The sequence below is a fragment of the Ruegeria sp. BC1 genome (genome assembly GCF_056539305.1).
In genome coordinates this window covers 254,591-279,438 of record NZ_JBQFUT010000005.1, presented here as the reverse complement: position 1 = coordinate 279,438, position 24,848 = coordinate 254,591, and the positions used below count along the sequence as shown (strand labels likewise).

At 55.5% G+C, this 24,848-nt stretch carries 16 protein-coding genes; 7 read left to right on the top strand and 9 right to left on the bottom strand.

Going from position 1 to position 24,848, the window contains the following annotated elements; translation table 11 throughout:
- Positions 1-31 precede the first annotated feature (31 nt).
- Both ACR0IY_RS13180 and ACR0IY_RS13175 read left to right on the top strand, forming a co-directional pair.
- A complete protein-coding gene (locus tag ACR0IY_RS13180; RefSeq protein WP_480673982.1) occupies positions 32-571 on the top strand; it encodes an RNA polymerase sigma factor in 540 nt (179 codons plus the stop codon).
- Positions 568-2,520 (top strand): vWA domain-containing protein, encoded by a 1,953-nt coding sequence (locus ACR0IY_RS13175; RefSeq protein WP_480673980.1) that lies wholly within the window; start codon positions 568-570, stop codon positions 2,518-2,520. Before ACR0IY_RS13180 ends, ACR0IY_RS13175 begins: the two co-directional genes overlap by 4 nt.
- Positions 2,521-2,554: 34 nt before the next feature.
- Here the strand turns inward: ACR0IY_RS13175 and ACR0IY_RS13170 are convergent, their stop codons facing one another.
- The 4 genes from ACR0IY_RS13170 to ACR0IY_RS13155 are packed head-to-tail and all read right to left on the bottom strand — an operon-like array spanning position 2,555 to position 6,453.
- Positions 2,555-3,205, bottom strand: a complete 651-nt coding sequence (locus ACR0IY_RS13170) for an ABC-type transport auxiliary lipoprotein family protein (RefSeq protein WP_480673979.1) — start codon at positions 3,203-3,205, stop codon at positions 2,555-2,557.
- The gene (locus tag ACR0IY_RS13165; RefSeq protein WP_480673977.1) at positions 3,202-4,518 is read right to left on the bottom strand and encodes an MlaD family protein; all 1,317 of its coding nucleotides are present in this window, start codon (positions 4,516-4,518) and stop codon (positions 3,202-3,204) included. Before ACR0IY_RS13165 ends, ACR0IY_RS13170 begins: the two co-directional genes overlap by 4 nt.
- 5 nt (positions 4,519-4,523) lie before the next feature.
- A complete protein-coding gene (locus tag ACR0IY_RS13160) occupies positions 4,524-5,327 on the bottom strand; it encodes an ABC transporter ATP-binding protein (protein ID WP_480673975.1) in 804 nt (267 codons plus the stop codon).
- 13 nt (positions 5,328-5,340) lie between these two features.
- A complete protein-coding gene (locus ACR0IY_RS13155) occupies positions 5,341-6,453 on the bottom strand; it encodes an ABC transporter permease (RefSeq protein WP_480673973.1) in 1,113 nt (370 codons plus the stop codon).
- Between the two features lie 298 nt (positions 6,454-6,751).
- On the opposite strand from ACR0IY_RS13155, the gene ACR0IY_RS13150 reads away from it, so the two are divergent.
- The 4 genes from ACR0IY_RS13150 to ACR0IY_RS13135 all read left to right on the top strand — a co-directional run bounded on the left by ACR0IY_RS13150 (position 6,752) and on the right by ACR0IY_RS13135 (position 12,995).
- Positions 6,752-8,284, top strand: a complete 1,533-nt coding sequence (locus ACR0IY_RS13150; protein WP_480673971.1) for a sulfatase-like hydrolase/transferase — start codon at positions 6,752-6,754, stop codon at positions 8,282-8,284.
- A 106-nt stretch (positions 8,285-8,390) separates the two neighbouring features.
- Complete coding sequence (locus ACR0IY_RS13145) at positions 8,391-10,256, top strand: PAS-domain containing protein (RefSeq protein ID WP_480673969.1); 1,866 nt, start codon at positions 8,391-8,393, stop codon at positions 10,254-10,256.
- Complete coding sequence (locus ACR0IY_RS13140; protein WP_480673968.1) at positions 10,256-10,957, top strand: response regulator transcription factor; 702 nt, start codon at positions 10,256-10,258, stop codon at positions 10,955-10,957. Before ACR0IY_RS13145 ends, ACR0IY_RS13140 begins: the two co-directional genes overlap by 1 nt.
- A 271-nt stretch (positions 10,958-11,228) precedes the next feature.
- Positions 11,229-12,995 (top strand): ABC transporter ATP-binding protein, encoded by a 1,767-nt coding sequence (locus ACR0IY_RS13135; protein ID WP_480673966.1) that lies wholly within the window; start codon positions 11,229-11,231, stop codon positions 12,993-12,995.
- Positions 12,996-13,103: 108 nt separating this feature from the next.
- On the opposite strand, the gene ACR0IY_RS13130 is transcribed toward ACR0IY_RS13135, so the two are convergent.
- Genes ACR0IY_RS13130 through ACR0IY_RS13110 form a run of 5 tightly spaced genes read right to left on the bottom strand, consistent with a single transcriptional unit; the run spans position 13,104 to position 22,586 of the window.
- The gene (locus tag ACR0IY_RS13130; protein WP_480673964.1) at positions 13,104-14,414 is read right to left on the bottom strand and encodes an HlyD family type I secretion periplasmic adaptor subunit; all 1,311 of its coding nucleotides are present in this window, start codon (positions 14,412-14,414) and stop codon (positions 13,104-13,106) included.
- Complete coding sequence (locus ACR0IY_RS13125; RefSeq protein ID WP_480673962.1) at positions 14,398-16,500, bottom strand: type I secretion system permease/ATPase; 2,103 nt, start codon at positions 16,498-16,500, stop codon at positions 14,398-14,400. The genes ACR0IY_RS13130 and ACR0IY_RS13125 overlap by 17 nt, the downstream gene beginning before the upstream one ends.
- Before the next feature lie 41 nt (positions 16,501-16,541).
- Positions 16,542-17,885 (bottom strand): TolC family protein, encoded by a 1,344-nt coding sequence (locus tag ACR0IY_RS13120; protein ID WP_480673960.1) that lies wholly within the window; start codon positions 17,883-17,885, stop codon positions 16,542-16,544.
- A gap of 7 nt (positions 17,886-17,892) precedes the next feature.
- Positions 17,893-18,711 (bottom strand): SapC family protein, encoded by an 819-nt coding sequence (locus ACR0IY_RS13115; protein ID WP_480673958.1) that lies wholly within the window; start codon positions 18,709-18,711, stop codon positions 17,893-17,895.
- A 59-nt stretch (positions 18,712-18,770) separates the two neighbouring features.
- Positions 18,771-22,586 (bottom strand): Ig-like domain-containing protein, encoded by a 3,816-nt coding sequence (locus tag ACR0IY_RS13110; RefSeq protein WP_480673956.1) that lies wholly within the window; start codon positions 22,584-22,586, stop codon positions 18,771-18,773.
- A gap of 209 nt (positions 22,587-22,795) precedes the next feature.
- On the opposite strand from ACR0IY_RS13110, the gene ACR0IY_RS13105 reads away from it, so the two are divergent.
- Entirely contained in the window at positions 22,796-24,835 is a 2,040-nt protein-coding gene (locus ACR0IY_RS13105) for a dockerin type I domain-containing protein (protein WP_480673954.1), read from the top strand.
- The last annotated feature ends 13 nt before the right edge of the window (positions 24,836-24,848 follow it).

Here is a 24,848-nt window from a genome sequence, read left to right as displayed (position 1 = left end):
TTTTTGAACCGTCCTACCCATCGTGATGCGTATGACAACATCGGATGAGGATCTGGCAAAAGCCGCCGCGAGAAGGGACGCTGATGCGTTCGGGACCCTTCTGCATCGGCATTACGACCGGATTTTCCGTCTGGCCTTTCGGCTGACCGGGCGAGTGGATCAGGCCGAGGATTTGACGCAGGACATCTGTGCGGCCTTGCCATCCAAAATCGCCGGATTCCGGGGGCAGGCCAAATTCACAACATGGCTGTACCGGGTGGTCGTCAACGCTGCCGAGGACGCGCGGCGTCGACACGCCAGCCATAGTCGGGCCGCTATGGGATGGGGTGACATCGAACAGATGCGCCGGGCCGAAGTCGCGGAAACGGCCGAAGCGATTGATTGGTTGCAACGGGCCATGCGGTCCTTGCCGCAAGAGCTGCAGGATACCCTGGCCTTGACGCTGGAGGATGAGATGACTCACGCGCAAGCAGCCGAAGTGCTGGGCGTGTCCGAGGGCACCGTGTCGTGGCGCATGTCCGATATTCGCAAACGCCTGCGTGCCCTGCGACAAGAGGAGCTGGCAGAATGACAGACGATCTTGAAGACCTCAAAACGCTAATGGATGCGGTCACTCCTTCGCCGAATACGCAGCGTCGAGCCGAAAATCTGGAGCAGGCCCAGAAAAATCTCGCAGACGCCCAAGGATCGGGCGCCGCCATGCGTCCCACTGTCAAGCGAGGCTTGAAAGCCCGCCTGACAGGAGGAGCAAAGTCCATGTTGAGAATTATTTCACATCGCGGTGCACTGACCGCGACAACTGCAATTGCTGCAGTGGCCTTGGTGGTAGTCCTGCCGCAGACAATGGATCGCAAAAGTAGATTATCTTTTGGCGATTACAGCAGTTCCGATGACCAGACCATCGTTGAAGCTCCGGTTTTTGTTGAAGAGCGGGTCGCGCCAACGTCGCCAGAATCGGTTGGGGGTCTTGTCGCAGATGCATTGCAACCGCGCCCTCGCGCGGCAGAACTAAGTAAACGGCAGGGTGCAACTTTGGAGGTCGATATTTCTGGTGGGGCTTTGTATGAGGCCGCTCCGTCTATGGCACCTGTTCCAGTTCAGCGCGATTTGGCGATTGCGCCGGAAGCAGACACCGAGGTTTTTGCAAATGCAGACACCAACCCGCTGAAAGTCACTGCCGAAGATTCGGTGTCGACCTTCTCGATTGATGTCGATACCGCGTCGTATTCTATTGTCCGTTCCTCGTTGATGCGAGGTCAGCTGCCGCCCAAAGACGCGGTGCGGGTCGAGGAAATGGTGAACTATTTCCCCTACAACTATCCCGCGCCCGAAGGAGATACCCCGTTTCGTCCGACCATTACCGTGACGCCAACGCCTTGGAATGAGGGCACGCAGTTGGTGCATATCGGCATTCAGGGCGCCTTGCCGCAGATCAAGGATCGTCCGCCTCTGAACCTCGTATTTCTGATCGACACGTCCGGTTCGATGCAGGATGCGAATAAGCTGCCGTTGCTGAAACAGTCCTTCCGCCTTCTTCTGTCTGAACTGCGACCTGAGGATCAGGTTTCGATCGTGACCTATGCGGGCAGCGCGGGGCAGGTGCTTGAGCCGACCGCTGCTGTGAATCGCTCCAAGATTCTGTCCGCGTTGGATCAGTTACAAGCCGGTGGATCGACGGCCGGACAAGCGGGGCTGCAACAGGCCTATCAGGTTGCAGAAGGCATGACCGCAGACGGTGAAGTGACACGTGTGATCCTGGCCACGGATGGGGATTTCAATGTTGGCCTCTCTGAGCCCGAGGCTCTGAAAGATTTCATCGCCCGCAAGCGCGATAACGGGACGTTTTTAAGTGTGCTGGGCTTTGGCCGGGGCAACCTTGATGACGCGACCATGCAGGCCTTGGCGCAAAACGGGAACGGACAGGCGGCCTATATCGACACGCTGAGCGAGGCGCGCAAAGTGCTGGTCGATCAATTGACCGGCGCGCTGTTTCCAATCGCCAATGACGTCAAAATTCAGGTCGAATTCAACCCGGCGCAGATCGCCGAGTATCGTTTGATCGGATATGAAACCCGTGCGCTTAGGCGCGAGGATTTCTCAAATGACAAGGTGGATGCCGGCGATATCGGTGCGGGCCATACGGTCACGGCGATTTACGAGGTAACGCCGGTAGGTTCCGATGCAATCCGAAACGGCCCGCTACGTTATGCTGAACAGAGCGTGGCGGACGGATCGGACGAAATCGGCTTTTTCAAACTGCGCTACAAAATGCCCGGAGCAGCAGAAAGCCGGTTGATCGAGGAACCGATCCTGTTGGGGCAGGGTACTGTCTCGGACGATGTGCAGTTCTCGTATTCTATCGCGGGTTTTGGTCAGTTGTTGCGCGGTGGGGAATATCTGGGCTCATGGTCCTATGAGGATGCAATTGAGCTTGCCAATGCGGCGAAAGGGCAAGACCCGTTCGGGTATCGGGCAGAAGCCGTCACATTGATGCGATTGGCGCAGACCTTGACCCAATGAGATTGGTCAAGAGGCGCTGAAACCAGTCGGCGCCTCAGTACGCTCGGGGGTTGTTAGCTACGTGGGTGTTGATCCTGCGCACACTCCATTCTACCGCATCCCGCATCGTTTTACCCAACGCTTCGTCAAAGGCTTTGACCAGGTCTGGGGTCTGATCACTGGCTGAGACCACGAATTCGCGGAATGAATCTGAGGCGATGATCTTGTCCTCGAACTCATCGATGATCTTGATGTTCATGCGGACTTCAACGCGAATGGTTTTCGAATTGTCAGTTTCGCTGATCACTAGGCCCTGAAACTCTCGAAGGTCTGGGACGATGACATAATCCGCGCGCAATCCAACGGTCGAGCGGCCAACAGCTGCCACTTTATTACTGTTTTCAAAGCTTTCGACCAGCAGCGCCTGTACAATCAGCGGGGCGCGGTCTACCCAGCGGGCTCGTGGAAGGTATTGGACCTGCAACGGGGTGGGTTGAATGGCGATCTGATCGGTGTTGACCGCTGCGGTTGCCGTCGGCTCTTGCACGACGATCTGTTTCTGAATTCGCGGAAGCGAGGTGGAAAACGTGCTTTTCGGTGTCAGCAGATACAAATCATTTGGCTTCGAGGCCTGCCGAAGCGTTCCAAGACCCGTGCAGCCGACCAAAGAAACCAGGGCCAGAACCACAAGAAAAAGTCTAATCATTGACGAAACTCCGAAGCTTGGGTTCCTAACAAGAACCGAGCGGGATCACGTTCGACCTTGTCGACCAGACGATCCAGACTGATAACCAGCCGTTGCGATTCTTCCACAAAGCGCGTGAATTGCGGCAAGCCCACACGCAGGAAATCGGACAGTTGTCGGCGGTTCGTTTGTACAATTCCGTCGATCGTTCCCAGCAATTCCGAGGCCGATTGAGACGCGCTGAGGATGTCGGCCGAGATGTCATCAAGCCGCTCGGTGACGTTTTTCACGGTGGCTGCGACCTCATTTGCGGCGTTGCGGACGTCGTCCATGACCGAGCCTATGTCTTCGTTAATGACCTTGTTGGCAGAGTCAAAGGCGCGTTCGGCCGATGTCAGGGTCCCTTTTGCGGTTTCCATTGCACCGGTAATAGATCCCAGCGTTTTATTCGCATTTAGTAAAGTCTCTGTGACGGTTGCCAGTGCAACACTGCCTTCGTCGGTCAAGCCAGTTAGTCGTTCGGCCAGAACCGATGCTTGGTCGATGAAGGGTTCAAGATCCTCCTGGATTACGCGGTCGGCGCTTTCTATTGTTCCCTTGGCGCTGTCCAATGTGGCAGTCGCCGCTTCGGACGCGGTTTTCACACTTTTCAGTGTGTCCGTTCCCGTTGTCAAAGTTGTTTCGGCGGTATTCGCCAATTGATCCAGGCGATCCGTGAAATCGCCGAGTTTCTTGGCCGCTCCGCCCAAATCCGTTGAGAGATTTTCAAAATCGGACAGTGTCTTTTCCAACTTGCTCGACGCCGAGGCGAGATTGTCCAGAATATCACTCACCGATTTTCGGTTCTTCTCATCGACAACCGCGTTTAGGTTTTCCAGCAAGGTCACGGCTTCGTCCAGCACTTTTGGCGCGCCTTCGAACAGAGACTGGATTGCGCTGCGCTTGCTTTTGATCACGCTGTTCTGCGCAAGCCTTGTTCCACTGGCTGATCCGCCGGTCAATTCCACATAGCTGACACCGGTCACACCAAGGGATTGCAGCTGCGCAATCGTATCTTGCGTCACCGGAATATCGGCATCGACCTCTAGTTTGACCCGCACCTTCGACGGATCATCGTCGTCCAGGTTAAGCGAGATCACCTGTCCGACCGGTAAGCCGTTAAAGCTGACGCCGCCAGCGGCGGAAAGGCCGGAAACGTTGTCGAACAGGACGTCGTAATATGCGTATTGACGCGAGACTTCGAACTTCGCGAGCCACAGAAAAAAGCCGAACGCCCCAAGAACGCCCGCAAGGGTGAACGCGCCGATCAGGATATAGTTCGCTCGGGTTTCCATGGCCTCTACCTGTCCTGCCCCTTCTCTTGCGCCGCACGCGCCCGGGGACCGGTGAAGTATTCCTGCACCCAAGGATGGTCGACTTTGGTCATTTCTTCAATCGGTCCTTCAACCAGAACGCGTTTTTCTGCGAGCACTGCGACGCGGTCGCAAATGGCGTAAAGGCTGTCCAGGTCATGAGTGACCATAAAAACGGTCAGCCCCAATGCATGCTGCAATTCGCCAATCAGTTCGTCATAGGCCGCAGCCCCGATCGGGTCCAACCCGGCGGTGGGTTCATCGAGAAAAACAATTTCCGGGTCCAGTGCCAGTGCACGGGCGAGGGCAGCACGTTTGCGCATGCCGCCTGAAAGTTCTGACGGGAATTTACCACAGCTCAGTTGCGGCAGGCCAACAAGGCTGATTTTCAAACTGCCAAGCGACTGCATCAGGCTTTCGCTAATCCCCGTATGCTCGCGCAGCGGCGCCATGACATTTTGCAAGACAGTCAGTGACGAAAACAGAGCCCCGTCCTGAAAGGCCACACCCCAGCGTTTTTCAATGCGGCGACGTTCTTCTTCGGGGCTGTTCAGCACGTCGACGCCCAAAACTTCGATGCTGCCGGCGGCCGGTGTGTTCAGTCCGACAATAGTACGCAAAAGTACCGACTTGCCGGTACCTGATCCCCCCACGATGCCCAGCACCTCGCCGCGCCAGACATCCAGATTGAGGTTTTGATGTACCACTTGTGGCCCGAACTGATTGGTCAGGTTGCGCACACGGATCACGGCTTCGCGCTGTGCACCGGTTTGCGAAGTTTGTTCCAGCACAGTCCCGTCCATATTAGACCTCGAGCACCGAAAAGAAGATCGAGAACAGCGCGTCCAGCGCAATGACCAAAAAGATGGACTGCACCACCGATGCCGTGGTTCGTTGACCAACGCTTTGGGCCGATCCCTTGACTTGCATCGCTTGCCAGCACGCAATGACACCGATGACCAGCGCAAAGAAGGGCGCTTTGATCATACCGATTGCGAATTGCCAGATACCGGTGTTTTCTTTCAGCCGGGTTATGAACATGCCCGGGCTGACGCCGAGGTCAATCCAGCTCATTAATCCGCCGCCAATCAGGGCGGCAATATCGGCAATGAACCCCAGGATCGGCAGCATGATCAGCAGGGCCACGACCCGCGGGATCACCAGAACTTCGATCGGATCCAGACCCAGCGTGCGCATTGCGTCGATTTCTTCCTGCACCTTCATCGACCCGATCGACGCGGTGAAGGCCGAACCGGACCGGCCCGCAACAATGATGGCGGTCAGCAGGATACCCAGTTCGCGCAGCACCGATATCGAGATCAGTTCGACCACGAAAATCTCGGCCCCGAACTGTTTCAACTGGGTGGCACCCTGAAAGGCCAGCACGACACCGATCAGAAAGCCCATCAATGCGACAATGGGGATGGCTTTGAATCCAGTTTCCTCCATCTGCGACACCAGCGCGGCGCGGCGCAAACGCCACGGCTTCAGGATGGTACGGACAAGACGATGCAATGTCAGGCCCAGAAATCCCAGCAGCGACAGCGAGTCCTTCCACGCTCCGACCGTGCGTTGACCAACGCTTGCGACCCAGTCTGGAAAACTGCGCGCCCCGACTTCGGTACCCGGCTCGTCGGGAATATTCTGGGCCACAGTGTCCAGCAGGGCCGAATAGGCGGGGCTCAGCCCTTCGTACTGAACCTGTGCGCCCCCAGCTTGAATCCGTCGGGCCAGATCGGCAATCAGCCAAGCGCCGCCCGTGTCCAGTGCTTCGACCTTGGACAAGTCAAAAGTAACGTCACCGCCGTCCGGCCGGATTGCCGCAAACGCGCCTTCAATTGTGCCCAAAAACTGAGTCAGCAATTCCCCCGAAATCCGCAGGCAGACGCCGTCGGCGTCTCGGTCCGAATGTATCATGGGCTGCGTCATGGGCGTATGAGATGTGAAACCGCATTGATCCGCAACGCATTTTTGCGAAAGCCGGGCTTTTTGCAGCCACAAAATGGCAGGGGAGTGACAGTTTGGCGTAAAATGAAATGGCCAGGCTTAATACGCGACTGAGCGACTGAGCAGGCACTGTCGTTAAGTCTGCTTTTCTCTTGTTTCCAAAAGTTGAGAGCAATTATAAACCCGTGGTGACTTAACAGTTGCCCGAGCCCCATAACGTAGACAAAGTTCGCTGATGAAACACCTCGGTGGAATCAGGGTAAGTCGAATGAAAAACGCCGGAAATGTCCTATTCATTATCATTGACCAGCTGCGGGCGGATTGTCTAAACGGCGCGTTGGCAGAGCACTTGGATTTGCCGAACCTGCGCGCGTTCATGGACGAAGCGGTAACCTTCGATCGGCATTTCTCGGTTACCAATCCCTGCGGTCCTTCGCGTGCGTCGATTTTGACTGGTCAGTATGCCATGAACCACAGATCAATTCGCAACGGCACGCCCTTACGGCACGATACACCAAGTATCGCGTCCGAGATGCGCAAAGCTGGATACCTGCCGATGTTGTACGGCTACACCGACACATCAGCCGACCCACGTGTGCATGATCCGGGCGATCCGATTCTGCGATCCTATGAAAACCCCATGGCGGGGTTTCACGAAGTCATCGAAATGAGGCTGGAGGAATCCTACCCCTGGCGCTCCTACCTTAAACAGAAAGGATACACGTTTGGCGACTACTGGGATGTACACAAACCAACGCCGCCCAGTGGCGGCGCCCCGCGCCTAAACGATCCGGCCCTCTATCGGGCCGAGGATAGCGATACTGCATTTCTGACAGACAATTTTCTGAACAGTATCACCGCGTTCAAGGACCAGAACTGGTTTGCCCATCTGACCTATATCCGTCCGCATCCACCGCTTGTGGCCCCTGCGCCTTACAACGATATGTATGACCCGTCGGTTCTGCCCTTACCAGCTGGTTTCTCTGAAGCAACCGATGAACGGGCGATGCACGCTTTCTTTGGGCCGACAATGGACAAGCAGACAGTCGCCGATTTCGTGTTGGGCTTTGACCAGGTGGAACCCACGACTGAGAACATCCAGACCTTGCGTTCGGTTTATTTGGGGTTGGCAACCGAGGTGGATCACCACATCGGGCGTGTCATTCGCTACCTCAAGGAAAGCGGCCAGTATGATGAGACCCTGCTGGTCATCACTGCCGACCACGGAGAGATGCTGGGCGATCGACACAGTTGGGGCAAGATGACGGTCTATGATGCGGCTTACCATACACCCTTGATGATCCGAATGCCGGGCAATCATGCGCGGGCGGGCACGGTGGTGTCCGCGCCGACAGAGTCCATTGATATTACCCCGACGATATTGGATTGGGTCGGGCAACCGATACCCAATTCGATGGATGGGCGGTCGCTGATGCCCTTGCTGCAGGGTCAGATGCCGGACGATTGGCGCAGTTACTCGTTCAGTGAGTTGGATTTTTCGGAACCGGAAGACCCGACGCCTTGGCAACAGCAACTGGGAACGGGCAACAGCGACTCATGCCTCGGGATTCTGCGGGACGAGCGGTTCACGATGGTCGAGTTTGCCGCCGATCTGCCGCCGCTGCTGTTCGACCACCAGGGCAGGGGAGAGATGGAGAATGTCGCCACCCACCCAGACCACGCAGCCGATCTGGCGCGGCTGGGGCGGCAAATGCTGCGGCACCGCATGCGCAACATGGATCATACGCTGTCGCTGTGTTCTCTCACACCGGACGGCGCAAAATCGAAAGCGCGGTATTGAGCCCAATCTGTCGCGTCTCAAACCCCTACAACTGTGATAGTTCCGATGCTACGCATATGTCTCGGAGAGGGCGAATTTGGACATTACCGAGCAACAGATAAAGTCGATGACGAAAGCCGGTCTGAATCTGATCGGTCAGGCCCTTTCGATCTATGACAGCCAGTTACGACTGGTGGTAAGCAATCGCCGCTTTCAGGATATGTTTGACCTGCCGGATGAATTGGTTCAGCCCGGCGCGTTGTTTAGTGACACGATCCGCTTTCTTGTGGCCAAAGGTGAATATGGCAAAGAAGTGGATATTGAAGAGGCCGTCAATCAAAGGGTTCGGCAAGCGCTTACCTTTGAGCCTCATTATATGGAGCGTGTCCGAGCCAACGGGCGTGTGATCTCGGTCGAAGGTGCGCCATTGCCCAAAGGCGGCTGGGTTTCGGTCTATACCGATATTACCGACACAAAACAGGCCGAAGCCTTGTTGCGCGCACGGTCAGAGGAACTGTCCGGTCAATTGCTGGACAGGGCCGAGGAACTGTCGGCGGCCAACCGAAAGCTTGCCGCCACCAACGCCGCGCTGGAAGAAGCCAAACGGCAGCTGACCGAGATCGAAGCCCGCACACGGATGACCACCGAAATGATGCCGGCGCATATCGCTCATCTAGATCGGGAGGGGCGGTATGATTATTCCAACCGTCGCCTCAGCTCGGTCATGCCGGGCCGCCCATCCGAAATCATTGATATGCATGTCTCCGAGGCCCTTGGAGCGGTGGCCTTCACGCGAGTGGAGCCTTATTTGCAGAAAGCCTATGGCGGAGAGACTTCGGTTTTCGAATTTACCGAAGATCAGGATTCGCGTCGTATCCGGGTTTCGTTCTCACCGGATGGCGAGGGCGGTGTTTATGTGATGTCGGTAGATATTACCGAGGAAACCCAGGCCCGCGTAGCCCTGCAACAAACACGGCGTCGCGCGATGGCCGCGCAGATGACCAGCGGGTTGGCACATGATTTTTCCAATCTCCTGACGATTATTCTGGGTATGCAATCCCGGTTAGAGAAAATGGACCTGCCCGAAGACGCGCGGGGGCTTGTGGATGCCACACAGCAGACCGTCCGGCGTGGCGGACAGCTATTAAATCGGATTGCGGACATGACGGGTAACCGGACCCTGCAGCCAAAAGCGACGGACATGCGCGGCTTGTTGGAAGACCTGCGTGTTTTGGCTTCGCCGTCGCTATCACGTGGCGTCGGGTTGTCAGTGGTCAACACGCTGCCGGATGAGGCCTTGATGCTCGATCCGGGGATGGTTCAGGATGCCTTGTTGAATCTGGTCTTGAACGCGCGCGATGCTTGCGGCGGGTTCGGGCAGATCACGATCAGCGCGCATAAAATCGGTGACATATGGGTTGAGATCGCGGTTTCGGACACCGGCCCGGGGTTTTCGGAAGAGGGGCTGGAAAAAGCTTTGAACCCCTTTTTTACCACCAAGGGCAGCAAAGGGTCTGGGCTGGGTCTTCCTATGGTTTATGACACCGTAAAGTTGGCTGGTGGGGACCTGAGCCTGCGCAACACGCCTTCGGGTGCGACGGTGGTGATGCGTCTTCCTTACCGTCCTGCGCCTCCGATTCAGGAAGGGTTGGTTCTGCTGGTCGAAGACAATGACGAGCTGCGCGGGCAGTTCCGGGACATGCTGGTAGAACTCGGCTTTACGGTGATTGAGGCAACATCGGCAGACGAAGCTCTGGCCCTGACGTCCGAGATCGAGGATATCGCGCTTGTGCTGTCCGATATACGCCTTGAGGGGCAGGGGACCGGGCTGGATTTGCTGGCTCAGCTCAAACCAGCATTGCCCTGTATTCTGATGACGTCTTTGCCCTATTCCGATCCGCTCCACCGGCAGGCGCTGACACAGGCGCCGCTGTTGCGAAAACCGTTCACGCGGGCGCAATTGTCCGCCCTGATCCGAACCGAGGCCGCCTGATGACCCAACCGCTAGTGACAATAGTCGATGATGAGCCCGAAATCCGGCGCATTCTGACCGATGCGCTGGAAGACGCAGGCTTTCGCACCCAAAGCTTTGCTCGGGCAAGAGAATTCGAGGCCTCACTGAAGCGCGTGACGCCGGATGTGTGTCTGGTGGATTTATCCCTGCCGGATACGGACGGTCTTGCTCTCGTTCATAGGTTGGCATTGGAACAAGGGGCTGCGGTCATCATCATCTCGGGCCGGGCGCAAGTTCAGGATCGCGTGACCGGGTTGGAGCTTGGTGCTGATGACTACATCACCAAACCGTTTGACCCTGCCGAAGTTGTTGCTCGTGTACGGGCCAGACTACGCGCGCCCCGGTCGCAGGTGTCTCAGTCGGACGTTGCCGGTTTCAACGGTTGGACGGCGTATTTCGACCGTTACGTGTTGGAGGACGGAGATGGTTTGGAAATCCCCTTCAGCCATGCCGAAGGTGAAGTTTTGCGTCTGTTTCTTGAAAGCCCGAAACGCCTGATCAGCCGCGCACAGATGCAGGAGACATTGGGCGGGGCTGCCGGTGAGAGTTTCGATCGTGCAATGGATGTGCGGATTTCTCGTTTGCGAACGAAACTGGGCGAAGACCCAAAAAACCCGCGTCTGATCAAAACAATTTACGGTGCCGGATATATTTTCCTTGGAGATGTCGAATGGCGATGAGATATAATCCGCCGATAGGCAATCGCATTTTCGCACAAAAAATAATTAAATAAAAACAGTTAACTATACCGAATGCCCTCTCATGGACATGCAGTAGGTCACAGTGCAAGCACGATAGCGTCCGTATCTGTCGGCTCCCTATGGAAACTCAGCCCCCTCGCTCCTACCTAACGGAATTGCACCCGGTCGCAACGGCGATCGCGCGTGTTGGCAAACGCTAGGACCATGATGTCGTCAGCCATCGGAACCGCTGAGGGCTTTGGAGAATAGAATGATCAAAAAAACCTGGGCTAAATGGCGAACCGGTTACATTGGCCGGTTGCTGGGGGAAAGCATCCGCAGCCAGGGCAGGCTGTATGGTATCGCGATGGCCGCGATGGTTGTCGTGGCTGCAACGACGGCCGGTACGGCGTGGATGATGGAAAATATTGTCAATGCGATGACAGAGCCGGAAATGCGCTCACAGGTCTATCTGGTCTCTGGTGGAGTAATTGCCCTGTTTTTTAGCAAGGCCCTTGCATCCTACGTGCAATCGATTTTTTTGGCGCGCGCCGGAAACCGCATTATTTCCGTCCAGCAAGAGCGTTTGTACGCAAAGCTGATCAAGCGGGGCGTCGGTTTCTTTACCAGAACTGAATCTTCCAGCCTGCTTATGCGAGTCACGCAGGGTGCGCAGGCGGCCAGGCGATTGGTTGATGTCATCGTCACAAGTTTCGTTCGCGATGCGCTGACACTGATCGGCCTGATTTTTGTTATGCTTTATCAGCAACCGGTATTGTCGGTTCTGTTCTTCGTCGTCGGTCCGGTCGCACTTGTAAGTGTACGTATGCTGCTGAAACGTGTTCAGGCGATCATGCAATCCGAGATGAAAGCGCTGTCTGAAATCATCAAGGTTTTGCAGGAAACGTCAGGTGGCATAACGATCATCAAAGTCCTCGGTCTTGAAGGCCATATGACCAACCGGATGAACGACGCGATCAGGTCGGTTGAAAAGCGATCAAATTCCATCTCAAAACTGCAATCAATCGCCAGCCCTTTGATGGAGCTTTTGGCCGGGCTTGCCGTGGCAGGTGTTTTAATCATCAGCACCATAGGCATCGCCGGCAGCGAGCCAACGACTGCCGGTCAGCTTATGTCATTCATCACGGCACTTATGATGGCCTATGAACCCGCGAAACGCTTGTCAAAAATGCGGGTTGTCATTGAAACGACTCTGGTTCCGATTGGAATGATGTTTGAGCTTTTGGATCAGGAAGATCCGATGCGTGAAAGACCGGACGCCAAAGATCTGAAGCCGGGTCCGGGTGAAATTCAGCTTCAGAATGTTACCTTCGGCTATAAGAACGACGCCAAGGTAATTTCAGGAATGAATGTTACCTTTGAAGCCGGTAAAACAACGGCGTTAGTAGGTCAGTCCGGCGGTGGCAAATCGACAATCTTTGGCCTGATCATGCGGTTCTACGATCCGAATTCCGGCAAGGTAAAAATCGATAATCAGGACTTGCAGGACGTCAGTTTTGCGTCTTTGCGCAAGAAGATTTCCTATGTCGGACAGGAGACCTTTCTGTTCTCTGCGACGATTATGGAGAATTTACGTTTTGCACGCCCTGACGCGACGGATTCAGAAGTAATTGAGGCCGCGCGCGCAGCACATGCCCACGATTTCATCAGCAACCTGAGTGATGGCTATAATACGCAGGTTGGAGAGAACGGGGCGTTTCTGTCAGGCGGTCAGAAACAGAGATTGGCGATTGCCCGCGCAATCCTGCGCCAGTCAGAAATTCTGTTGTTGGACGAAGCCACCAGCGCATTGGATGCGGAGTCCGAGGCGCTTGTGAAAGCCGCGCTGGACAATCTGACCGAAAATGTGACGACGGTAGTGATCGCTCACCGCCTGTCGACTGTGCTTGAAGCGGACAAAATTGTCGTCGTTCAGGAAGGTGAAATCATCGAGGAGGGTAATCTTGATACATTGCTCGAGAAAGACGGCATGTTCCGGCAACTATTTGACCAGCAATTTAAAAATCCTGTGGCTTAGGGATATTCAACCATGAACAAATTTAGCCAAAGCAAAGCCATGCGCGTGGGCCAGCTTCGGCCAAGCTATGTGTAAGTGGGTCATGTAAACCTGGAACATAGGCGAGCCTTACTCTCGTAAAGCTCGATCTTTGATTTTGACCACTGGTTGTAGCAGATATTCCAGAACTGTTTTCCGGCCCGACAGAATATCCACTTCTGCGATCATTCCGGGGATGATCTCAACCGCAATACCATCGGCGTCCAGCATCGCATTGCTGGTTTCTATTTCGACTACGAAAACCTCTTCTTCATTGCGTTCCGATCGCGTGATCGTATCTGCACCAATGCGCGTGATCTGACCGTTCAAGGCACCATATCTGGCAAAGTCATACGCCGTAATCTTTACTTTTACGTCCTGCCCTGCATACAAAAAGGCAATATCTTCCGGTTTTACATACGCATCGACCAGAAGAGTATCATTCAATGGAACAATCTCGATCAACTCTTCACCACTGCGTGCCAAACCTCCGATTGTTGTGCGGTGCACGCGGTTGACGATCCCCCGCACAGGCGATTTGATCTGCGCCTTGCTGGCCCGGTCGCGCAAGGCTGGCAGCACCGGTCGGAGCGCTGCAAGCTCTGTGGTTACCAGCGCTAAATCTGTTAACGCTGCGCTGCGAAAGCGGCTGCGCGTTGCGCGAATGCGATCATCTATTTCCTCCAGACCGGTTCTCAGCCTGTTGGTCGCGGCCACAGCACGGGTTCTTCGCCCCTTCCATTCAGCCTCTCCGCGGCCGAGGGTTAGGAGTGTTGTGGCAGGTTCCATCCGTTTTTCAACGAGCGGCTCCATTATCGCACGCTCTTCAGCCAGCAGCCGCAGCGTTTCGTCCGCCGTTATTCGATCAACCAGCCCCTCTTTGTATTCTTGCTGCCGCTGTTGACGTTGACGCTCGAGAATAGCGATCTCTGCCCTTAGTTCCGATTGGCGCCCCTGATAAAGCGCAGTTTCTGATTTAACGACCTCGGGGGCGCCAATGATAAGGTCTGTCGAAAACCGGAGATCTGCGTTGTCGATTTCAGCCTGTAGCCGTTGTGCCCGTGCCATCAAGCCAAAAGCACGCTGTTGTTCCTGGCTCAGTTGGCTGTCGATCTGGGTTGTTTCGAACTCCATCAAAAGCATCCCTTTCTCGACCACCTGACCCTCTTGCACTTTCAAAGATTGCAATACCCCGGGTTCCGTAGCTTCGATCACTTGCACATCCGCGGATGGAACAATCCGTCCGTCAACCCGCGTGACATCGTCCAGCTCGGTCAAATAGGCCCAAAATCCAATCGTCATCAGACATGCGGCAATCACTAAGAGTAATATTGATCCGCCAAGCGGTGAACGCCCGCGCATTTCCCGCGCCAGCGTATCGAGGTCAGGATGCCGCGACATTCAGGTGCCTCCCGGGATTGCGTGCGTGGCGGGTGAGTATGCTTTTGGGGCCATCTGCCGCGATGCGCCCGCCTTCAATCACAATAACCCGATCCACCAACTCAAGAAGGCTAGTGCGATGGGTGACAACCACCATCGTGGTATCTTGTGTCGCCTGCTTGAGGCGGCGGATCACCTCGGCCTCGGTCCGGACATCCATGGCGCTGGTTGGCTCGTCCAGTAGCAATACCGGAGGCCGCCCAATCAAAGCCCGTGCCAATGCGATTGCCTGCCTTTGACCGCCAGAGAGACCCTCTCCTCTTTCCGCCAGTTTCTGGTCATACCCATTAGGACGACTGGCAACAAAATCCTCTACGCCCGATACTTTTCCTGCGTAAATCAGGTCTTCGTCTCTGGGTCGGACTGTGCCGCTGCTTATGTTCTCGCGCACGGTCCCGGAAAACAGCCAGATGTCTTGCAATACGGTACCAATGTTTCTGCGAAGATCGCCCGGGTCAATCTGCCGGATGTCGACATTGTCCAGCATGACGGAGCCTGATTGAGGTTCGTACAGACCCAACAAAAGGCGCGCTACGGTGCTCTTGCCGGACCCGATCGGTCCCAGAACTGCAACTTTTTCACCGGGCTCAATCGAAAATGAAACATCCGTCAATGTGGCGTGGGGCTGATCCGGATAAGCAAATTTAACGTTTCGGAAACTGATGCGTCCTTCAAATCTGTTTCGGCTGATCCAACTGGATCCTTGCGGTCTTTCGCTGTCTGCCTGCATCAAGGCGTTCAGATTTCGATAGGCGCTGCGCGCCTGGTTAACACGGGTCAGTGTCTGGGCAAGTTGCCCCAACGGTGCCAAAGCCCGGCCCGTCAACATCACCGAGGCGACGAGCGCCCCCATACTTGCCTGACCATCGGTAATCAGGAATACGCCGTAAAAGACAATCAGGATCTGCGCTGCCTGCTGAGTGAAGCCAGTCAGGTTCAAAGCAAATTGGGTCAATGCACGGCTACGTGCACCGTGTGAGGACTGACGTTCAATGGCGTTCTCCCAGCGAGTCCGCATTGGTCTTGCCGCTGCGGTGGTTTTGATCGTCTCAAGACCCGAAACAGTTTCTACAAGCACCGATTGTTTTGACTGGCCGTCTGAAGAGCTTTTTTCAGCAAGTCGGGACAAGACCGGCTGCACGGCCACCCCGGCGAGTAGAACAATTGGAACCGCAAGGGCGGGAACAAGAGCAAGTGGTCCGCCAACCAGATAGATGACAAAGATAAAAAGGGCGATAAACGGCAAATCGACCAAGGCGACCAGTGTCGCCGAAGTAAAGAATTCACGTAAGGTTTCAAACTCCCGGATCGTGCTTGCGATTGCTCCGGTTGAACTGGTTCGGGATTTCATACGAATGTTCAGCAATTGGTCGAACACGCGCCGTCCCAAAAGCATGTCTGCCTTTTGCCCGGCGCGGTCGATGAAACTGGCGCGTAACAGTTTCAGAACGAAATCAAACCCCAGCGCCAGCCCGACACCCAGGGTTAAAGCGATCAAAGATTCTGTCGCCTCATTTGGCAACACGCGGTCGTAAACAACCATGATGAAAATTGATGTCGACAAACCCAGGATATTGGCAAGAGCTGCGGCAAGGATCACTTGCGTATAAGACCATCGGTTTGCCACCATGGCTGACCAGAACCAATGACCAGAGGTCGGTGACTCGCCTGTTGAAACTTCCTGCTGATGACTTCGGCGAAACAAAATGGCGTAACCGGTATATTCACGTCTCAGACTATCTTCCGAAATTTCACCAATACCGCTCCCGAGAGTGGGATCGAAAATCAGCAAATCACCATCCTGCGTACGCCCGTGAAAGACTACGGCCCGGTCGTCTTCCAGCAGCAAAAGCGCAGGTGCCAGATTGGCATCGAAATCCTGAAGCTTGCGCTTGCCATATCCGGTTTGCAAGCCCGCCCGTTGCGCCACTTCGAGAGTGTCGCGAATGGTTAGCTCTCCACTTTGTCCTGAACTTGCCGCATGCAATGCCGCCACCGTTATTGGCCGATCCAATTGGGCTGCGACGTGAAGGATGCATGCCTCCATATCTGAGAATTCACACGCTCGGGGTTTATTCTGAAACTGATTCATAGATCCTCGCGCCATGTAACAATTGAAACGCCAAGCAAGTCCAAGATGTCCCCTGTTAGGCTTAGAGCTGCATAGTTGGTCAGAAAAAAGCTTTGTTCGGCCAGAATCAGCCTTTCTTGCGCATTTACGTAATCCCGCTGCGCATCGAGGATTTCGATCAGGCTGCGCCTGCCGATGGTGAATTGCTCTCGTGCCGCGGCAACGCTGTCGGCGTTGGTCTGGGCTGCGATCCGTGCTGCTTGCAAACGGACCGCGCCGGCCTGCTGATCAGATCGAATGAATTCCAACTCGCGGCGTATGTCTCGAATAACGGCTTCGCGCTGAAACTCTGCCTCTTTGACCTGCGCTTCGGCCGCTGTAATCGCGGCCCGACGTTGACCGGTACTGTCCAGTTCATAATTGAAGGAGAAATCAACGCCGAAATTTGCGTCATTGCTGTCATCCCGGTCTGCAAAAGCAGCAACCTGCAATTCGGGTTGACGCCGCGCAAGCGCTGCAGCTTGTTCAGCTTTGGCCGAAAGCAAGGCAGCGTCGGCACGCCTGACCATCGGGCTGTCCATGATGATCTGAGTGTCCGTCCGCGACAATCTCGGAGCCTCAACCGGCGGAGCCAGAGTTCCGGGCCTTTTTCCAAAAAACTCCCGGTACCGTGCATTTGCACGATCCAGCCGTGTCGTTGCATCCGCCAACCGCGTGCGCGCATCGGCCATGCGTGAACGTGCGGACAGAACGTCAGCGTTTGAACCCACGCCCTGCGCGGTTCGTTCTGTAATTTGGTTTACCAACTCTTCATGAACGATGACATTCTGGGCGGAGATCTCCAGAATCTTTCGTCTGTCCAGCACTAAGACGTATGACTCTATTGCTGATAGGGCGGTGGCGGCCGATGTTTGCAACTGGTCACCTCTGCCTTGCAAAACGCGTGCTTTTGCCGCCGCCAGATCGTTAGAAGCAGCTCCGCCATCATAGACCAGTTGCGAAATTCGCAGATACGGAGTGACGTCGGCAATGTCTGAATCGATGCGTTCAGATCGCGCGTTGATGCCAATTGACATCTGCGGCAGAAACGCCCCTTTGGCCGCGTCCTCGTTCGCGGAAGCTACTTTCAGCCTGCTCGCACTTTGCGCCAATTCCGGGCTCGTCTCGACTGCGGTTCGGATGAGCCGCCCAAATTGACTGCTCTCCAACTGAGGTGCCGGGGTGCTTGCACCAGCGATGCTTGACCCTCGGGACAAAGAAACCTCGACCCCTGTCAGGTCGGGCACAGGCGTGCACGCCGCCGATATCAAGACCAAAGTGAGGAGAGGTAAGTATTTGAAATAACATATGTTTTTCTGCATAGGTGTTTCACACCTCACTGGTTCCAAGAGAATCGCCCTTCTGAGCGTTGGCTATGGCACTCAGGAAACTGCAAACATCTGAATTTTCGGTATATTTTTCTTGCTTGCTTTGATGTGCAGACTGTTGATGCGCATGCGCAAGCCAACTGAGATGCGAAAGCGAGATCTGATGTGCATGGATCAGCAGAAGCGCGCCGGTATCGATCAGGCTCAGCTTTTTGGGTTGAGGCAATTTGTTTAACCGCGAGCTCGAAATTGTGAACGCTTCGGTGGGCAATTGAACACCGCCATGTGTTTTGGCCGATTCAAAAAGGCCCAGCTTCTCTAACTCTCGGCAAAGCGCAAGTATTGCCGTGCGGGCGATTATGCGGTTTTGAAGAAAAGTTCGTACTTCGCACAACGCCGGAGCCAACGCGCCGTTGTCGTCAAAGAACCGTTCATCATTTGGATTTTTTGTCACGAAACCCGATGTTTCGTTAACCGTTAATTGAAGGTTGGAACATGCGCCGCTGGATTTCGGATCAAGGCGTTCGGCATGAAAGGGGTGGCTGCGTAGCTCCGCTGGAACATAGGCAGCAAGCCAACGACCGTCCTCAGAGACAAAAGGGTTGGGCAAATTGGATGCCAGGGAAAAAACGGCCCTGGGTTCGAAGCCTTCACTCGTTTTTCGGAATATGATGGGAAAGGCTGCTGCTACTTGCGGGACTTCCGGAAGGACAACTGGGCAGTCCGGTAGGTCTGCAGCGAAATTGTAAGAGGTAAAACGCTTCCAGCGTCGCTGACCGTGCCGCGGAAAGGTGACAGGAAACAGGCCGTTCTGAACCATTTTCGCTCCGTGCTCTCAGGATGGCAGCCGCCCGCGATGGGTGACTGCCATCAATAGGATCAGGCCATCGCCCCAGTCGGATCGGTATGAAGAATATTGTCAGCGCTCAGGCCGCTCAGATCGTCCAGGCCCGTGAGGTGGGCAACGGCTTCCACGGATGCAGAACCGGGTGATGTGAAATCGACTTTGACCAGAACGCTGTCTGTTCCATCGGTGGCCATTACATATATCTCGTCTCCTGCCTGAGTGCCGTTCAGGCTTTCAACAGCGGATTCGATGGTGGTGAGAGAGAGATCGCCCAGAACCGAGGTCAGCCCGACGACTCCTGTGTCTGCTCCTATCGCATCACCGATGTTTAGGGTTTCCACATCTGTACCGTCACCGCGCAAAGAGCTTGGATTCAGACCGCTGAACATCAGCGCATCCGTCACCTCTGCCGCAGGTCCTATCGAAAACCCGGTGACGGTATCGACGCCGTTTGCAGCCGGGTCTGCCTCGAAAACGACGATATCCCTTCCGACGCTTGTAACATCGATCGTATCGTCGCCATCCTGACCACGGATGATACTATCCACCTTAGTTGCTGACAGAAGGTCGTCACCATTGGTTCCAATCTGAAAGACTGTTGGCCCGCCGTCCGGCGTTTCAATCGTGAGTTCAATAGGCTGGCTCGGGTCCTGAACCGTCATGGTGAATGTCACCAGAGGTTGTGTCAGGTCGGAAAACGTAGTTGCGGCGCCCGCGAAGCTGATTGCCGAACCGCCTACCGGGTTGGACAAGAACAGATCAAAGGCACCGTTTTTCACATCAGAGCCCGTGTCGAAAGTCACAACGGATGGATCAAAGCCAAGCTCTGCAGTCATGGCAAGCCCGCTCGAGATATCCCGATCCGCGTCAGCATAAATTTCGAACGTTACAGTTGATCCGCTGATGCCGGTTTGTGTGATGACATAGGCTGCAGGCTCATGTGCTGTGTTTTCATCCGTTGCGGTTGAGGGGTCTGGACCTCCTGACACCACCGCGTTCGCAGAAAAGTCCAGTTCATCACCCGCGTTTATGCCCGAAAATTCCGAACCAGAAACCGCCAAAGCCCAGCTGCCATCTGCACCAATCGTAGCTGTGCCCACCGAGCTGCCGTTTAGGGTGACATCCACGGCCTGACCCGCACTCAACCCGGCTGATGTTCCCGATACGTTGACGCCGGATGTCTGCGCATCGGTCAGGGATATCGCGTCGTTGGTGCCAACAGGGTTCATTGTAAGAACCGGCCGCAAGTCCGTAGTGAGCGTGGTCGTTGCCGGGGTTGCAGTGTTTCCTGCCTGATCGGTCACGCTGGCCGAAATCGGATAGCCAGTGCTGTCAGAAAGGGCACCAAGGTCGCTGGCCGGGACCGTTGTGGTCCAGACACCTCCAGAGACAACTCCGCTATAAGTCTGACCATTCAGTGAAACGGACACAGTCTGCCCGTCTTCCGCACTCGTGGTGCCTGAGATGGTCAGGTCACTGCCCTGTTCTATAACGTCAAGCTCGGACCCGACTGAAAGCGGGTCGAGCGTCACAGTTGGGGCAATGAAGTCAGTGGTGAAGCTAGTGGTGTCATCTGTGTTGTTGCCCGCTGCATCCGAAACAGTAGCCTCGACAGAGTATGAGACACCGTCTTGCAAGGCGTTCAAGTCTGAGGCTGGGGCAGTATAACTCCAGCTGCCGCTGTTGACTGTTGCTGTACCGCTGACATCGACCGTCCCATCTGGCCTGGAGATTTCGACCGCGACCAAAGTGCCATCTGGGGCGTCCGACGTACCAGTGACCGTTAGGTCTGTGCCCTGTTCAGCGGCATTCATGACCGCACCATCAGACAAACCGGTGATGCTCACTGTTGGTGCGGTAAAATCCGTATCGAAGCTGTTGCTTGCCTGAGCCGCAGGGTTGCCCGCTGCGTCGGTCACATCTGCTGTGACGGCCACTGTAACACCGTCAGACAGGGTGGTCAGGTCAGTTGCGGGAACGGTGACAGACCACGCGCCGCTGGAAACAGCGCCAGAGTAGGTCTGGCCATTCAGCGAAACGGTGACAGTTTGCCCATCTTCGGCTGTTGTTGAACCCGCGATCACCAAGTCTGTTCCTTGTTCGATCGAGTTCAGAACCGGCCCGTCTGAGAATGTGTCGATGGTCAGGCTTGGGGCAGTGATGTCCTTGGCAAGTGCTGTGCTGGCCTGTGGCGCTGCCAGCCCGTCGGTATCGGAAACATCGGCGGTGATGGAAAAGTTGCCCCCATCAGCTAACGCAACCAAATCCACAGCCGGCACCGTTACACTCCAACTACCCCCAGAGACTGTACCCGTATAGGTTTGGCCATCTAGCGTAACAGTGACCTGCTGACCATCCTGCACGTTGGCGGTTGTTCCAGCGATCGCTAGATCAGAACCGACTTCGGTTGCATTCAAAACCGCGCCGACGGACAGCGGAGCAATTGCGAGAGAGGGACCTGTAAGATCGACTGGGACCGAAGTCGTAGCTGGAACAGATATGTTTCCTGCCGCGTCAGTTACTGTAACGCTGACGACCGCCGGGGAGCCAGACGACAAACCACTAAGATCAGCGCTTGGAACGGTAACGCTCCAGGTCCCGCCGGAAGCAGTGCCCGAATAGGTTTGGCCATTGAACTCAACTGAAATCGGACGACCGTCGGCGGCTGTGGTGGTGCCCGACAGCGTCAAGTCCGAGGCCAAGTCGATCAATTCAATGGATCCGCCGGCGACCGGGTCCAATGTCACTTCTGGTGCAGTAAAATCGGTGTCGAAACTTGCCTCAGCCTGCGGTGCGGGATTGCCCGCACGATCAGCGACGCTGGCAGTAACTGTGATTGTCTCGCCGTCCGGCAAGGTTTTCAGGACTGCTGCAGGGACAGTGACGCTCCACTGTCCGCCAGAGACCGTACCTGAAAAGCTCTGCCCGTTTAAGGTAACGGTAACGGATTGGCCGTCTTCGGCATTCGTCGCACCGGTGAGGGTTAGGTCCGTCGCCTGCTCCAAGGCATTCATAACCGCACCGTCAGACAGGCTGGAAATTGTCAGCGTGGGCGGAATGGTATCGACCTCAAAAGTGACAGTTTCGACTGATAGTTCTTCACCGTCGTTACCGAGGCTGCGAATTGTCACGTTCCGGACGCCCTGCGGCAGGTTGGCTGCCTCGTCCGGGGTCAGTGAAACGCTCCAGTTACCGTCCTCATCAAGCGTAACCACTTTGGTCAGCGAACCAATGCTGACTTCGACGGTCTCCGTCCCTTCGGGAGGGGATAAGCTCATGGCTGTATTGCTTAGAGTATTAGACTGTGAACCGGCCAAATTAAGGACGGGATAACTGGGCGCAGGTTCAGTGCCTTCATCGCCACCTCCGCCGCCGCCGCCAGCCGCGGCAGCGGCTCCGGCAAGGCCGAGCCCGCCCAAGGCGGCCCCTGTTGCGCCGAACCCTCCTGCAGAGGCTGCCCCGCCTGCTTCTGCCAGGCTGAATTGAGCAATTTCAGAAACAACGCCTTCCGCGATCATAATCGCACCACTATCCAACACCTGAACGTTTTCGGCGGCGACGACCATCTTGCGGCCATCGGCCAGTTTCAGAAGAACATCTCCGTTTTCCAGCAACTTCACAGACCGAACCCCAGGGATCGTTTCTGCGAATTGAAAAGAATAAAGTTCTTCGATCGTGGCCTGTGCCATTGCGGGCAGTGCCAGTATCGTCGATCCCAACCCGCCGAGAAGGCCGCGACCGGCCCAACGACGCATTTTGCTGTCGATGCGTTGGCGGAAATTTTGCTTGCCCTCGATTTCAAGCGTGGGTTCAGTTTGACGGAACTTGGATTCAGGTACTTTGGTCATCTTGCCCTCACATGTGGTTTCCGCACACACCTGAGGGATACAGGTTTTCTTCATCTGTCTTTCCCTTGAGTGACGCATGCGGCCGGACCAGAAAAATTGAGTTAAACTGAAGCCGAACTCCTCGTTTTCACCACATTCCCGCTTTGGTTTAGGACTGGGCATCGGATCATCCTGTTTTCGGGGCCAGATTTGGCGTGGGGTGATTTGGTATGATGCTTCAGTTCGAAGGTGTGGTTGCAACGGGGAGCGCAGCTCTCGATTCAGGTATCGGCGATACGGCTTTAAAAACGTTTAATGGCGATACATACCTGTACAGCGTGACGGGGCCGGGCGGTGGAATTGCCGTTTGGAAGCTATTCGATGGCGCGCTTGCCCGGTTGCAGGACACCGAGTTTTTTAGCGGCTCGATTACATTTCAGGTTGGCCGAAGCGGAACGCCTGTCTCGCTGGGCGGAGATGATCTGCTTGTTCTGGATGTGTTTTCTGCAACGGGGCTGGTCGGGTACGGGTTGAACCCAAATGGAACTGTGGGAGCACTACAGGAAACCGGTTCGTTGGTCGGCGGAGGAGATATCTCGGCCCTTTGTCAGGTAGGCCAAGTGCTGACAGTCGCACATGAGGGGGCAGGGCAAATTGCCACGTACACGACAAATAGCGACGGAACGCTGAGCCTTGCTGCGTCTCTTTCGGGACAGGCCGACTCGATGCAAGTGTTGGGCGTGGGATCTAATAACTACTTGATTGCCGCCGATTCAGCGACAAACACAATTAATACCTACAGTGTCGATGGCGGCACTGGTGCGTTGACCGTCGTGGACAATAGTGAATCCCTGGCAACTTTGGGAATCGCGACTCCAACAGCCGTCGAAGTGGTTCAAGCGCATGGCCAGTCGTGGGTTGTAGTCGCCGGAGCGGGCAGCAACTCGTTAAGTGTGATGAAGCTGGCGGGCGATGGCAGTCTGAGCCCGACAGATCATGTGTTGGATTCCAGACATACGCGATTCCAATCTGTTCAGGATTTGGGTGTTGTCGAGGTCGATGGGCATGTGTTTGTCGCAGCCGGGGGTGGGGATGACGGTATTTCCCTTTTCACGCTGACACCTAATGGTCAGCTTGTGCATATGGACAGTTTTGAAGACACCGTGCACAGCGGCTTGCAGAACGTTGAAACGCTTAGCGTTGCGCATGTCGGGGACGAGTTGCAGATATTAGTTGGCTCGCAACAGGACTCGGGGCTGACGCAACTTAGTACCTCTGTCGGAGATTTGGGCATTATTCGCGATGGTTTCGGGTCCGTTACCGGAACGGCGATGAACGATATGCTCAGTGGCAGTATTCTGGACACGACCTTATCGGGCGGGGCAGGGGATGATATTCTGATCGCAGGTACCGGTGCTACTACCATGAAAGGGGGCGCCGGAGCCGATATCTTTGTCATGAAATATGGTAGCGACCCGACCACGATTATCGGTTTTGAAGCAGGCGTCGATCGACTCGATCTGTTTGATTACCCGTTATTGCGATCACCGGCACAATTGACCTTTACGGCCACGGCACAAGGGGTGAAAATCGAATATATTAATGAGACGATCGTGATCAAATCTTCAACCGGTGGACCTTTGACAAAGGCCGACGTGTTTGGGGCTGGCTTTGACGGGCCGGATCATATCCCAGTTGATTTCGGCGATTTTGGTGGGCTCGACCCAGGTAGTTCGGACGGGGTTCAGGGCGCCGTTTCCATCAACTCCGAAGCGGTCAACCCCGGTCTCACCGACGCCGAAGTCCGATTCACGCCAGACGGCGGTGGCACCGTCAGTGTTCGGGCGGATGGCGAAGGGCGGTTTGATCTTGAGTTGCCTGCAGGCACCTATGAGGGCGATCTCGAGGTCGTCAAAACCTATTCAACGGCAAGTTCCGAGATTACGGCGTTGGATGCCTTGCAAGTTCTGCGTATAGCGGTTGGTTTGGACCCGACTTGGGGTCCGGCGACCCCCGAGAACCTGATCGCTGCCGACATCAATCGGGATGGAACCGTTAACGCCTTGGACGCGCTTGCCATTCTGCAAGTTGCCGTTGGACAACCCACCGAGCACGAGGCGGAATGGGTTTTTCTGGATGATGATGCTGATCTATCGGGTGTCACCAGAACCAATGTCAGTTATGAAACCGGGGTCGATGTGGTGGTCACCGACAATGTGCTGACCACCGATATGACCTCAATCCTTCTGGGCAATCTGGAACCGGTATAGGAACAGGCCGCCA